Source organism: Streptomyces sp. NPDC001157 (genome assembly GCF_053598255.1).
This window is the reverse complement of the sequence record NZ_JBSFJW010000008.1, coordinates 259,134-272,420: the sequence shown is the minus strand read 5'-3', so window position 1 is coordinate 272,420 and position 13,287 is coordinate 259,134. Positions and strand designations below refer to the sequence as shown.

Genomic DNA, 13,287 nt, shown 5'->3' with positions numbered 1-13,287 from the left:
CCTCGGAAATGGCCTCGGGAGACGCCGTCGAGGAGCAGCGTGCGGGAGCGGGGGGCCCGGCACCGCCGCGGATCGGTCCGACCCTCGTCGAGCGCGATCCCCAGGCTTCACCCCACGCCAGGGCCCGCTACGCCCAGTTGGTCGCCCTGGAGAACGCGGCCCGGTCCGGAGAGCCCCACAGGACCGTCATCGGGCAGCACATCGAAGCCCACAACGAGCTCTACAACCCCTTCTACGGTGACACCGGGGGTACCACGTACGTCGGTTACCACTACGACAGGGCCGCCGCGATCACGGGCCGGCACCCCGGCTTCCTGGAGATCGACGTGGGCCCCGGCTACCACGCCACAGGCTGGGACGGCCCCCGGCGGAGGTACGCCGACGACGCCGTGGACCTGGCCCTGCGCGTCGCGAAAGGCGGCCGCGTCACTGTGGGCATGTCGTTCCACCAGCCCTGGCCCACCTCGCGTGTCAAGGACTACACCGCCACGTTGGCCACGAACGCGCCCCGTCAGGCGGACGCCTCCTGGTTCGCGCGCGTGGTCGACCGCCGGAACGGCACCGCCGAGTACCGCGCGTTGCTGCGGGATCTGTCCTATCTCGCCGAGCACTTGAGTCGTTTCGCCGAACAGGACATTCCCGTCCTGCTGCGCCCGTACCACGAGATGAACCAGCGCACCTTCTGGTGGGGCGGCCAGAGCCCCCCCGCGTTCCAGGCCCTCTGGCAGATCACCTACGACCATCTCGTCGGCACGCGCGATCTGCACAACCTGATCTTCGTCTGGGCGCCCCTGTGCTGGACGCCCGACGGGCCCGACGCCCCGTGGGACTACTACCCGTCCGCCACTCCTCCCGACGTCGTCGCCGTCGACTACTACGCCGACCCGGATCACATCTCCGGACTGCGGGAGAGCGACGTCGGAAGGATCCGGGACCACTACACGGCCCTCGCCGGCTACGGCAGGCCCCGGGCGCTCGCCGAGTCGTACTACACGCCCCTCGCCGAAGGCGGCCCCGACGCGCTGAGGCGGAGCCCATGGGTCTGGTGGACCGTCTGGGGCGACGGACTCACCAGCCACAACAGTCCTGGCGACATCAGGGCGACCTACAGGGAGTGCCACCACGGCTGGCCCGTGGAGACGCCCCGCCGGCGATAAGGGACCACACCGGCTCGCGCGGTCCGGTGGTCCAGCATTCAGGACAGCTGCAAAATGGGTTCACACGCCTGACCAAGTCCACTACCCTGGACCTGGCAGTACATCGCGATGAACAAGTCGTGAACCCCCGAGCCGAGCACCAGGACCACCCGTGACCAGCCCCAGCGCCACCACCTCACCCTCAGCGGTGCACACCCCGACGGCCCCGCACCGCCGAGGCTCCCTCGGCCCGGTCGGCCTGGTCCTGGCCGGCGGTGTGTCGGTGCAGTTCGGCGCCGCGCTGGCGGTGAACCTGATGCCGCGGGCGGGCGCGATGGGAGTGGTCACCCTCCGCCTCCTCGCCGCGGCCGTCGTCCTGCTGCTGGTCTGCCGCCCGCGGCTGCGCGGCCACTCGCGGACCGACTGGGGCACGGTGATCGCCTTCGGTATCACCCTGGGCGCGATGAACGGCCTCTTCTACCAGGCGGTCGCCCGCATCCCGCTCGGCCCGGCGGTCACCCTGGAGGTCCTCGGCCCGCTGGCCCTCTCCGTCCTCGCTTCCCGCCGCGCGATCAACGCCGTCTGGGCCGGACTCGCCCTCGCCGGTGTCTTCCTGCTCGGCGGCGGAGGCTTCGACGGCCTCGACCCGGCCGGCGTCGCCTTCGCGCTGGGCGCGGGCGCCATGTGGGCGGCGTACATCGTGTTCAGTGCGCGTACGGGCCGACGGTTCCCGCAGGCGGACGGGCTGGCACTGGCCATGGCGGTGGGGGCGCTGCTGATGCTGCCGCTGGGGATCGCCGAATCGGGCGCCAAGCTCGCCGACCCGGTGACGATCGCGCTGGGTTCGGCGGTGGCCATCATGTCCTCGGTGCTCCCGTACACCTTGGAAATCCTGGCCCTGCGCACCCTCCCCGCCTCCACCTTCGCGATCATGATGAGCCTGGAACCGGCCCTCGCAGCGACGGCGGGCTTCCTCATCCTGGGCCAGTCCCTCAGCCCGCTCCAGGCGGCCGCGATCGCCCTGGTCATCGGGGCCAGCATGGGGGCGGTGCGAACGCAGGTGGGGCGGGGCAAGGCGCCGGCGCCGGAGGCCTGACGGCCTGTCTCCGCCCCCCGTGCAACCCTTCCGTGGCGCCGGGAGTCTCTGATCGCGGCACCCGGCTGAACGCGCGATCGAACGCGTGCCCAGGGCGCCCCGACTTCTGGAGACCCCTTGCGCAAGCGCACCGCACTCCTGGCCGCGGCCCTGCTCGCCGGCGGCCTGACCCCGCTCGCCCTGGCCCCCGCGGCCGGCGCGGCGCCCGCGAAGTACGCCGACGACTTCAACGGCGACGGCTACCGCGACTACGCCACCTTCCGCCGGGAGCACAGCCCCGGCCACCCCAACAAGGGCGGCGGCGTTCTGATCACCTTCGGCACGGCCCACGGCCCGGGCACGAAGACCCAGTTCGTCGATCAGGCGAGCCCGGGCGTCCCCGGCGCCGACGAGACGGACGACGAGTTCGGGTCCGTGCGGGCCGCCGCCGACTTCAACGGGGACGGCTACGGCGACCTCGCGGTGTCCGCGCCGCACGAGGACGTCGGCAGCCACAAGGACCAGGGCGGGGTCACCATCCTGTGGGGCAGCCGCTCCGGCTTGGACGGCGGCACCACCGTCCCCAACAAGGGCCCCGCGGGCTCGTACGACGACATGGGCGTCGACCTCGCCACCGGCGACTTCAACGGTGACGGCAAGCCGGACCTCGCCGTCCTGGACGATGGCAACGCCTATGTCTACCGGGGCCGTATCGACCGCTCCGGCGTCCACGGGAGCGTGTCGACGCTCGAGCGTGAGCAGGGCGGCTTCTACGCCACAGCGCTGATCGCGGGCAAGGTCAACGGGGACGGCAAGACCGACCTGGCGATCATCGGGGACGTCGTCAACGGCACGTACATCTCCTCCGACGCCTGGTTCGTCGCGGGCGGCAAGGCAAGGCTCTACCCCGGCAAGGTGCTCCATCTGGAGCCCACGACCGGACTCCGGGGCGCGACCGGCCGGGGCGGCGACGGCGTGATCGCCGACTTCGACAAGGACGGCTACGGCGACATCGCCGTCGGCACGGGCATGTACGACGGCTACCGCGGCCGGCTGTCCGTGTGGTACGGCTCGGCGTCCGGTCCGGCCAGGAGCGTCCGCATCAACCAGTCCACGGCGGGTGTCGCGGACACCCCCGAACCCGAGGACGCGTTCGCTTCGAGTGTTTCGGCGGGCGACGCCAACGGCGACGGATATCCGGACCTGGCGGTCGGCGTGTACGGCGAGAAGGTGGGCGGTCACCCGTATGCGGGCGGCGTCCATGTGCTCTACGGGCACAAGTCCGGGTTGTCCGGGTCGGGTTCGCAGTGGTTCACCCGCAGCACGGCGGGCGTACCCGGCGATCCGCAGGAGGACGACGCCTTCGGTGACACGGTCCGCCTGCGCGACACCGACCACGACGGCAAGGCCGACCTGTATGTGACGGGCGCCTACGGCTCGCTCCTGCTGAAGGGCTCGTCGGACGGGATCACGACATCGGGAGCGGCGGCCGCCCCGGGCGATCTCATCGTCGGCATGCTCCAGTAGCCGCCGACCGTCGGGCCGGCAGCCGTGTCACTCGGGCTTCTCCCAGACCGACACGTGCTGCCGGCTCTCGCTGGTGAAGGGTTCGCGGGTCCAGCCGTCCCACCGGTCGCGCAGCCGCATCCCGGCCAGCCGGGCCATGAGGTCGAGTTCCGAGGGCCAGACGTAGCGGAAGGGGACGGCGAGATGGGAACCATGGCCCTCGCCGTCGACCCGCACGTGATGCGAGGTCATCGACTGGGTGGCGACGTCGTAGAGGTCGAACCCGAGCCGTCCGTCTTCCACCCGGAACGGCACGGCGTTCTGCCCGGGTGGCAGCCGGCGCAGATCCGGGACGCCCACCTCGACGACGAAGCGGCCGCCGGGTTTCAGATGCTCGGCCACATTGCGGAAGCAGTCGACCTGGGCATCCTGCGAGGTCAGGTTATTGATCGTGTTGAAGACGAGGTACGCCAGCGAGAACCGGCCCTCCGCCCTGGCCGTCGCGAAGTCCCCGATCGTCACGCCGATCGCATCACCCCCGGGCTTGGCCCGCATCCGCTCGACCATCGCCCGGGACATGTCGATGCCGTGCACCTCGACGCCTCTTCGCGCGAGCGGCAGCGCGACTCGTCCCGTCCCGATGCCGAGTTCGAGCGCGCGCCCGTTCCCGCTCCCGGCAAGCTCCGCCAGCAGCTCGACCACCGGATCCAGCCGGTCCGCCGCGAACATCTCCGCCGTCGACTCGTCGTACCCCGCCGCGACGGACTCCCCGAAGTAGCCATCCTCATCGATCACCGGGGGACCGTACTGCGGGGGCGGTGGGCGGCGCGCCTCAATTTCAGCGGTTCGTGTTCAGCAATTCACGTTCAACAGCCCGCGCTGTAGCGGACACAACCGGGCGGCGGGGAATGGTTGTGGTTCCACTCGCGCTGAGCGGCCGTCAGCGCTCCGCCGGCCAGGAGGGCCACCAGCAGGTGCGCGACCACGGTCCAGCGGGCACGGAAAATCGCCGCGACAACTGCCAGGACGAGTACGGCGATCAGCAGTTCCCGCAACCGTTCCATGTGCGCGAGGGCTGCCGCGTCGATCCGCGCCTGGTCGCCCTGCGCCGCCCATACCTCCAGGCCGTAGCCGTATACCCAGTCCAGCACGAGCCACCCGGCCTCCAGCAGGAAGAGGGGGATCGCGAGGGCGAGGTCCACGCCCAGCCGCGTTCTGCGCGACCAGGGCCGTCGGCGGGCCGGGCGTACGAGCGTGTCGGTCATGGGTGCAGCGTGTCGCGCCGGGCAGTGGCGCGCATGAGCACCTGTACTCAGGCGCGGGGGTTCTCGACGGTGCCTCGGACGAAGGCGGAGAAGGCGGCGGGGGTGAGGGTGAGGATCCCTGCCGGGGGGTTCTTGGAGTCGCGGACGGCTATGCATGCGGCCAGGGGTGCTACTTCCACGCACTCGCCACCGCTGCTGCCGCTGTACGACGACTTACGCCACTGCACTCGCGTCACGTCCAGGTTGCTCCCCATAGCGTTCCTCCATCACGCGGGCGATCAGTGCGGCCGAGTCCCTTGGTGAGAGGGCAGCGGCCTGCAAGCGAGCGTAACCGACCGAACGCTCCTTGATCACTGATGGATTGGCGGTCATGTGCCCTTGGTCGTAGCTCTCGCTGTAGTGCACATCAGGGTCGCTGTCGAACCGGAGCAGCGTGAACGAGCCCATCATCCCGGCATGCTGGCCCGCTGAGAACGGCAGCACCTGGATCTCCAGCCATGGGCGGCCGAACAGGCCCAGGAGATGGGCGAGTTGGCCCCGCATGATCTCCCGGCCACCGGTCTCCCGGTGCAGGACGGCCTCGTCCAGCACCACCCACAGAACAGGCGGGTCCTGCCGCTCCAGGATGCGCTGACGGTCGAGCCGCGCCGCCACCAGCTCGTCGAGCCGGTCCGAGTGTTCCACGCCGATCACGGCTCGTGCGTACTCCTCGGTCTGCAGCAGCCCGTAGATCAACTGGCACTGGTACGTCGAGAGATACGAGGCCTTGGATTCCAGCTCAGCAAACGGCTGAAACCAACTCGGCAACTGGTTGCGCAGCACCAGGCCCACCAACCGCGAGAACGTCCCGTCCGTCCCCAGCGCCGCGTCCACCCGCTCGGAGAACTCCCGCGTCGGCACCCTCAGCGTCGTCTCGACCTGGCCGACCAGCGACCCCGTACAGAACACGATCGAACCGAGCGCCTGTTGGGTCAGCCCCGCTGCCTCACGGGCACGCCGTAGTTCGAAGCCGTAGTAGTCCAGCGGCGACGCACTGGGATCAAGTTCGCGGACATGCACGGCGATCACCTCCATTCACTGAGGGTAGCCAGTCGACTGCGAACAGGTTCCAGACCTGTGGAAAACAAATTAATGCAAGCACGCTTGCTTGTTTCTGGTGGCGCTGCCATGCTCGCCCCATGGCTGACCCGACGCCCGTGATCGACGATCTCTGCGCGGAGAGCGAGGAACTCGACCTGCTCGTGGCCGAGTTGAGCCCGGAGCAGTGGGCGCTCGCGACCCCGGCACCCGGCTGGACCGTCGCCCACCAGATCGCCCACCTCGCCTGGACCGACCACTCCTCCGTGCTGGCCGTGACCGATCAGGACGCCTTCTCCCGCGAGGTCGAGAAGGCGCTGGCCCAGCCCGGCGACTTCGTCGACAACGGCGCGGAGGAGGGCGCCCGGAAGCCGCCCGAGCAGTTGCTCGCGGACTGGCGGGCCGGGCGCAAGGCGCTGGCCGACGCACTGCGAGCCGCCCCCGACGGTGCCCGCTTCCCCTGGTACGGCCCGCCCATGTCCACCGCCTCCATGGCCACCGCCCGCCTCATGGAGACCTGGGCGCACGGCGGCGACGTGGCGGACGCGCTGGGCGTGGCGCGCACCCCCACCGACCGGCTCCGGCACATCGTCCGCCTCGGCGTCCGTACCCGCGACTTCGCCTTCGGTGTGCACGGGCTGACTCCGCCGTTCGAGGAGTTCCGTGTCGAACTGACCGCCCCGAGCGGCGAGTTGTGGGTATACGGGCCTGAGGACGCGGACGACCGCGTCACCGGCCCCGCCCTCGACTTCTGCCGTCTGGTCACCCAGCGCGCCCACCGCACCGACCTCGCCCTGCGCACAGAGGGCTCCGAGGCCGACCGATGGCTCGACATCGCCCAGGCCTTCGCGGGCCCGCCGGGTGACGGACGCCCGCCGAAGGGCGGCGGCACCGCATGACGGCGACCCTGCGCATCGGCAACGCCTCCGGCTTCTACGGCGACCGTTTCGACGCCATGCGGGAGATGCTCACCGGCGGTGAGCTGGACGTGCTGACCGGCGACTATCTCGCCGAGCTGACCATGCTGATCCTGGGCCGCGACCGCCTGAAGGACCCCGCCGCCGGATACGCCCGAACCTTCCTGCGCCAGCTGGAGGAGTGTCTCGGCCTCGCCCACGAACGGTCCGTCAAGATCGTCACGAACGCGGGCGGTCTCAACCCCGCCGGACTCGTCGACGCCGTACGGCGGTTGGCCGACCGGCTCGGCCTTCCCGTCCGCGTCGCCCACGTCGAGGGCGACGACGTCAAAGCCCGCTACCCGGACAGCCTCGCCGCCCACGCCTACCTCGGCGGCTTCGGTATCGCGGCCTGTCTCCGGGAGGGCGCGGACGTGGTCGTCACCGGGCGCGTGACGGACGCGGCGCTGGTCACCGGGCCCGCCGCCGCGCACTTCGGGTGGGGGCCCAGGGAGTACGACCGGCTTGCGGGAGCCGTCGTCGCCGGGCATGTGCTGGAGTGCGGGGCGCAGGCCACCGGGGGCAACTACGCCTTCTTCAACGACGGCCCGGGTGACCTGCGGCGGCCAGGCTTCCCGCTCGCCGAGCTGCACGCGGACGGCACCGCCGTCATCACCAAACACCCCGGCACCGGCGGTTTCGTCGACGTCGGCACGGTCACCGCGCAGCTGCTGTACGAGACGGCCGGTGCCCGTTACGCGGGACCGGACGTGACGGCCCGCCTGGACACGGTCCGCCTCACCCAGGACGGCCCCGACCGCGTCCGCATCGAGGGCGTGCGCGGCGAAGCCCCGCCCCCCACCCTCAAGGTCGGCCTCAACCGCCTCGGCGGCTTCCGCAACGAGGTCGCCTTCGTCCTCACCGGCCTCGACATCGAAGCCAAGGCGGCCTTGGTGCGGGAGCAGCTGGCGGATCCCCTCGGCAAGGTCGCCGAGGCCCGCTGGGAGCTGGTCCGCACCGACCGCCCCGACGCCGACACCGAGGAGACGGCGAGCGCCCTGCTCCGCCTCGTCGTACGGGACCCCCGGCAGGAGGCCGTGGGACGGGCGTTGAGCGGTGCGGCGGTCGAACTCGCCCTCGCGAGCTACCCGGGCTTCCACGTCCTCGCCCCGCCCGGCAAGGGGTCCCCGTACGGCGTCTTCGAGGCGTCCTCCGTCCCTCGCGACGAGGTCGAGCATGTCGCGGTACTCCAGGACGGGCGCCGGATTCCCGTGGCGCCGGGCGCCGACACCCTCGTACTCGAAGCGGTTGCGGAACCGGCCCTGCCCGAGCCGTTTCCGCCCGGAGTCGTCCGCCGTGCGCCCCTAGGGTCCGTCGCCGGCGCCCGCAGCGGCGACAAGGGCGGGGACGCCAACGTCGGGGTGTGGGCGCGCACGGACGAGGCATGGCGCTGGCTCGCGCACACGCTGACGGTCGACCGCTTTCACGAACTCCTGCCGGAGACCGGTGACTTGACGGTCACCCGCCACGTCCTCCCGAACCTCCGCGCCCTCAACTTCGTCGTCGAGGGCATCCTCGGCGCGGGTGTCGCCGCCCAGCACCGCTTCGACCCGCAGGCCAAGGCCCTCGGCGAATGGCTGCGCTCCCGCCATCTGGACATCCCGGAGGCCCTGCTGTGACCGTTCTGCCGACCACCCTGGACACCGACGGACCGGACTACCGGGCGGGCCGCGAGGCCATGCTCGCCAAGCTGGCCGACCTCGACGCCGAGCACGCCAAGGCCCTCGCGGGCGGCGGCGAGAAGTACGTCGAACGGCACCGCAGGCGCGGCAAGCTGCTCGCCCGCGAACGCATCGAACTGCTCCTCGACCCGGACACGCCCTTCCTGGAACTGTCGCCGCTCGCCGCCTGGGGCAGCGAGTACGCGGTGGGCGCCTCGCTCGTCACCGGCATCGGTGTGGTGGAGGGCGTGGAGTGCTTGATCACCGCCAATGACCCGACCGTGCGCGGCGGCGCCAGCAACCCCTGGTCGCTGAAGAAGGCCCTGCGGGCGAATGACATCGCGCTCGCCAATCGGCTCCCGTGCATCAGCCTGGTGGAGTCGGGCGGCGCCGATCTGCCCTCCCAGAAGGAGATCTTCATCCCCGGGGGCGCCATCTTCCGGGACCTGACGAGGCTGTCGGCGGCCGGCATCCCCACCGTCGCCGTCGTCTTCGGGAACTCGACCGCCGGAGGCGCGTACATCCCCGGCATGTCCGACCACGTGATCATGGTCAAGGAGCGCGCGAAGGTCTTCCTCGGCGGCCCGCCCCTGGTCAAGATGGCGACCGGCGAGGAGAGCGACGACGAGTCGCTGGGCGGTGCCGAGATGCACGCGCGTGTGTCGGGTCTCGCCGACTACTTCGCCGTCGACGAGCCGGACGCCCTGCGCCAGGCCCGCCGGGTGGTCGCCCGCCTCAACCACCGCAAGGCGTACGGCGATCCAGGCCCGGCCGAGCCCCCCAAGTACCCCGCCGACGAGCTGCTGGGCATCGTCCCGGAGGACCTCAAGACCCCCTTCGACCCGCGCGAGGTCATCGCCCGGATCGTCGACGCCTCCGACTTCGACGAGTTCAAGCCGCTGTACGGGACCAGCCTGACGACGGGCTGGGCCACCCTGCACGGCTACCCCCTCGGCATCCTCGCCAACGCCCAGGGAGTCCTCTTCAGCGAGGAGTCCCAGAAGGCCGCCCAGTTCATCCAGCTGGCCAACCAGCGCGACATCCCGCTCCTCTTCCTGCACAACACCACCGGCTACATGGTCGGCAAGGAGTACGAGCAGGGCGGCATCATCAAACACGGCGCGATGATGATCAACGCCGTCTCCAACTCGAAGGTGCCCCATCTGTCGGTCCTGATGGGCGCCTCCTACGGCGCCGGTCACTACGGCATGTGCGGCCGCGCCTACGACCCCCGCTTCTTGTTCGCCTGGCCGAGCGCCAAGTCGGCAGTCATGGGCCCGCAGCAGCTGGCCGGCGTCCTGTCCATCGTCGCCCGGCAGTCGGCGGCCGCGAAGGGCCGGCCGTACGACGAGGACGGCGACGCCGCCCTGCGCGCCATGGTGGAGCAGCAGATCGAGTCCGAGTCGCTGCCGATGTTCCTGTCCGGGCGGCTCTACGACGACGGCGTCATCGACCCCCGCGACACCCGCACGGTCCTGGGCCTGTGCCTGTCCGCCATCCACACCGCTCTGTACGAGGGTGCGCGCGGCGGCTTCGGCGTCTTCCGGATGTGAGGCTCATGATTACGTCTGTTCTGGTGGCGAACCGCGGCGAGATCGCCTGCCGTATCTTCCGCACCTGCCGTGAGTTGGGAATCCGGACGGTAGCGGTGCACTCCGACGCCGACGAAAACGCCCTCCACGCGCGCGTGGCCGACACGGCGGTACGGCTGCCCGGCGCGGCGCCCGCGGAGACGTATCTGCGCGGTGACCTGATCGTGAAGGCGGCCGTCGCCTCCGGCGCGGACGCCGTACACCCCGGATACGGCTTCCTCTCCGAGAACGCCGACTTCGCACGCGCCGTCATCGACGCCGGTCTGACCTGGATCGGACCGCCCCCCGAGGCGATCGAGGCGATGGCGTCCAAGACACGCGCCAAGGAACTCATGGGCATCGCCTCCCTGGAACGAGGGCGGATCACCGAGGCCGATCTGCCCGTCCTGGTGAAGGCGGCCGCGGGCGGCGGAGGGCGCGGGATGCGCATCGTGCGCCGCCTGGAGGAGCTGGACGCCGCCCTGGAGGGGGCACGGGCCGAGGCCGCGAGCGCCTTCGGCGACGGCGAGGTCTTCGTCGAGCCGTACCTGGAGCGCGGCCGCCACGTAGAGGTCCAGGTCCTCGCGGACACTCACGGCACGATCTGGACCCTGGGCACCCGCGACTGCTCCCTCCAGCGCCGCCACCAGAAGGTCATCGAGGAGGCCCCGGCACCCGGCCTCCCGGAGAGCCTCGTCGAGGACCTGTACGCGCTGTCGACACAGGCCGCGTGCGCCGTCGCCTACGAGGGCGCGGGCACCGTCGAGTTCCTGGTCGCCGACGGCCGCGCGCACTTCCTGGAGATGAACACCCGCCTCCAGGTCGAACACCCCGTCACGGAGGCGGTCTTCGGCATCGACCTCGTGGCCCTGCAGATCCGGGTCGCCGAAGGCCACCGCCTGGACGACGACCCCCCATGCGCGCGTGGCCACGCGATCGAGGCCCGCCTCTACGCCGAGGACCCGTCGAACGACTGGACCCCACAGACCGGCACCCTGCACCGCCTGACGGCCCCCGAAGGCATCCGACTGGACACGGGCTACGGCGACGGAGACGACATCGGCGTCCACTACGACCCCATGCTCGCCAAGGCCGTCGCCCACGCCCCCACGCGCGCGGAAGCCGTCCGAGGACTGGCCGGAGCCCTGGAGCGCACCACGATCCACGGCCCGACCACCAACCGCGACCTCCTCGTCCGCTCCCTGCGCCACCAGCAGTTCACCTCGGCCGCCATGGACACGGCCTTCTACGACCACCACCTTCCCGAACTGACCACCCCGGCCCCGGACCCCTACGCCCCCCTGGCCGCCGCCCTCGCCGACGCCCGCTCCCACCCCTCCCGCTTCGGCGGCTTCCGCAACCTCCGCCCCCAGCCGCAGACCAAGCGGTACGCCATGGCGGGCGAGGAACACGAGGTCCGCTACCGCCACATGCGGGCGGGCCTGGAGGCGGACGGGGTACGGGTCGTCCACGCGGACGCGCGTCTCGTCGTACTCGAAGTGGACGGCGTACAGCGGAAGTTCGAGGTGGCACGGTACGGCGACGAGGTGTACGTGAACACCACCCGCCTGACCGCCCTGCCCCGCTTCCCCGACCCGACGACCCAGCACGCCCCGGGCTCCCTGCTGGCCCCCATGCCGGGAACGGTCGTCAAGGTCACCGAGGGCCTGACGGCAGGAGCCGCCGTGAAGGCCGGAGAGCCCCTGCTCTGGCTGGAGGCGATGAAGATGCAACACAAGATCACAGCCCCGGTCACAGGCACGCTGAGCGCTTTGCACGTGGTACCTGGCCAGCAGGTGACGGTCGGCGATTTGCTGGCGGTTGTGGAACCGCCCTAAAGGGGCGCGGGGAACTGCGCGACCAGCCACAACCAACCCGCACCCCGAAGGAAAACCAGATGCCCCTCATCGAATCCGAAGAACAAAAAACCCTCCGCTCAGCGGTCGCCGCCCTAGGCAAACGCCACGGCCGCGAATTCGACCGCGAGGCACTCTGGTCAGAGGCAGCCAAGCTGGGCTACCTGGGCGTCAACCTGCCGGAGGCACACGGCGGCGGAGGCGGCGGCATAGCCGAACTCTCCATCGTCCTGGAAGAACTCGGTGCCGCAGGCTGCCCCCTGCTCATGATGGTCGTTTCCCCGGCCATCTGCGGCACAGTGATCGCCCGCTTCGGCACCGAGGACCAGAAACGCACCTGGCTCCCGGGCCTCGCTGACGGCACCCGAACCATGGCTTTCGGCATCACGGAACCCGACGCCGGCTCCAACAGCCACCGCATCACCACCACGGCCCGCCGCGACCCGGACAGCGGCGACTGGCTCCTCACGGGCCGCAAGGTCTTCATCTCCGGCGTGGACATCGCGGACGCCACCCTGATTGTCGGCCGCACAGAAGACGCCCGAACCGGCAACCTGAAACCCTGCCTGTTCATCGTCCCCCGCGACGCGGAAGGCTTCACCCGCCGCCAGATCGACATGGAACTCCATGCCGCGGAGAAGCAGTTCGAGCTGACCCTGGACGACGTACGCCTCCCGGCCGACGCCCTCGTGGGCGACGAGGACGCAGGCCTCCTCCAGCTCTTCGCCGGCCTCAACCCCGAACGCATCATGACCGCCGCCTTCGCCATCGGCATGGGTCGCTACGCGCTCGCGCAGGCGATCACCTACGCCCGCGACCGCACCGTCTGGAAAGCCCCCATCGGCGCCCACCAGGCCATCGCGCACCCCCTCGCCCAGGCACACATCGACCTCGAACTCGCCCGCCTGATGATGCAGAAAGCGGCCTACCTGTACGACGCCGGAGACGACGTCGGCGCAGGTGAGGCCGCCAACATGGCCAAGTACGCGGCCGGTGAGGCCTGCGTCAGGGCCGTCGACCAGGCCGTGCACACCCTCGGCGGGAACGGCCTCACCCGCGAATTCGGACTCGCCTCGTTGATAACAGCCGCACGCGTGGCTCGTATTGCTCCGGTGAGCCGGGAGATGATTCTCAACTACGTCTCCCACCAGACTCTGGGCCTTCCCAAGTCGTACTAGACCGTC

General features: G+C 70.7%; 12 protein-coding genes. 8 read left to right on the top strand and 4 right to left on the bottom strand.

Features of this window, described 5'->3' with window-relative positions; translation table 11 throughout:
* Positions 1–8: 8 nt before the first annotated feature.
* The 3 genes from ACWDAG_RS17985 (at position 9) to ACWDAG_RS17975 (ending at position 3,738) form a co-directional block, all read left to right on the top strand.
* The gene (locus tag ACWDAG_RS17985; protein ID WP_450696549.1) at positions 9–1,157 is read left to right on the top strand and encodes a glycosyl hydrolase; all 1,149 of its coding nucleotides are present in this window, start codon (positions 9–11) and stop codon (positions 1,155–1,157) included.
* Between the two features lie 151 nt (positions 1,158–1,308).
* Positions 1,309–2,232: an EamA family transporter gene (locus tag ACWDAG_RS17980; RefSeq protein ID WP_450696548.1), complete on the top strand. Its 924-nt coding sequence runs from the start codon at positions 1,309–1,311 to the stop codon at positions 2,230–2,232.
* Positions 2,233–2,349: 117 nt separating this feature from the next.
* A complete protein-coding gene (locus ACWDAG_RS17975; protein ID WP_450696547.1) occupies positions 2,350–3,738 on the top strand; it encodes an FG-GAP and VCBS repeat-containing protein in 1,389 nt (462 codons plus the stop codon).
* Positions 3,739–3,765: 27 nt separating this feature from the next.
* Here ACWDAG_RS17975 and ACWDAG_RS17970 read toward each other — a convergent pair whose 3' ends face one another.
* From ACWDAG_RS17970 to ACWDAG_RS17955, 4 genes are all read right to left on the bottom strand, one after another.
* Entirely contained in the window at positions 3,766–4,512 is a 747-nt protein-coding gene (locus ACWDAG_RS17970) for a class I SAM-dependent DNA methyltransferase (protein ID WP_450696546.1), read from the bottom strand.
* Positions 4,513–4,583: 71 nt separating this feature from the next.
* On the bottom strand, positions 4,584–4,982 hold the full coding sequence (locus tag ACWDAG_RS17965) for a DUF6234 family protein (protein WP_450696545.1): 399 nt from the start codon (positions 4,980–4,982) through the stop codon (positions 4,584–4,586).
* A gap of 47 nt (positions 4,983–5,029) precedes the next feature.
* A complete protein-coding gene (locus ACWDAG_RS17960; protein ID WP_450696544.1) occupies positions 5,030–5,218 on the bottom strand; it encodes a DUF397 domain-containing protein in 189 nt (62 codons plus the stop codon).
* The gene (locus tag ACWDAG_RS17955) at positions 5,196–6,056 is read right to left on the bottom strand and encodes a helix-turn-helix domain-containing protein (protein ID WP_450696543.1); all 861 of its coding nucleotides are present in this window, start codon (positions 6,054–6,056) and stop codon (positions 5,196–5,198) included. Before ACWDAG_RS17955 ends, ACWDAG_RS17960 begins: the two co-directional genes overlap by 23 nt.
* 104 nt (positions 6,057–6,160) lie before the next feature.
* On the opposite strand from ACWDAG_RS17955, the gene ACWDAG_RS17950 reads away from it, so the two are divergent.
* The 5 genes from ACWDAG_RS17950 to ACWDAG_RS17930 are packed head-to-tail and all read left to right on the top strand — an operon-like array spanning position 6,161 to position 13,281.
* Positions 6,161–6,958: a TIGR03084 family metal-binding protein gene (locus ACWDAG_RS17950; protein ID WP_450696542.1), complete on the top strand. Its 798-nt coding sequence runs from the start codon at positions 6,161–6,163 to the stop codon at positions 6,956–6,958.
* A complete protein-coding gene (locus tag ACWDAG_RS17945) occupies positions 6,955–8,634 on the top strand; it encodes an acyclic terpene utilization AtuA family protein (RefSeq protein WP_450696541.1) in 1,680 nt (559 codons plus the stop codon). Before ACWDAG_RS17950 ends, ACWDAG_RS17945 begins: the two co-directional genes overlap by 4 nt.
* The gene (locus tag ACWDAG_RS17940) at positions 8,631–10,229 is read left to right on the top strand and encodes an acyl-CoA carboxylase subunit beta (RefSeq protein WP_450696540.1); all 1,599 of its coding nucleotides are present in this window, start codon (positions 8,631–8,633) and stop codon (positions 10,227–10,229) included. Before ACWDAG_RS17945 ends, ACWDAG_RS17940 begins: the two co-directional genes overlap by 4 nt.
* 5 nt (positions 10,230–10,234) lie before the next feature.
* A complete protein-coding gene (locus ACWDAG_RS17935; RefSeq protein WP_450696539.1) occupies positions 10,235–12,085 on the top strand; it encodes an ATP-binding protein in 1,851 nt (616 codons plus the stop codon).
* Between the two features lie 59 nt (positions 12,086–12,144).
* Positions 12,145–13,281: an acyl-CoA dehydrogenase family protein gene (locus ACWDAG_RS17930; RefSeq protein WP_450696538.1), complete on the top strand. Its 1,137-nt coding sequence runs from the start codon at positions 12,145–12,147 to the stop codon at positions 13,279–13,281.
* Positions 13,282–13,287 lie beyond the last annotated feature (6 nt).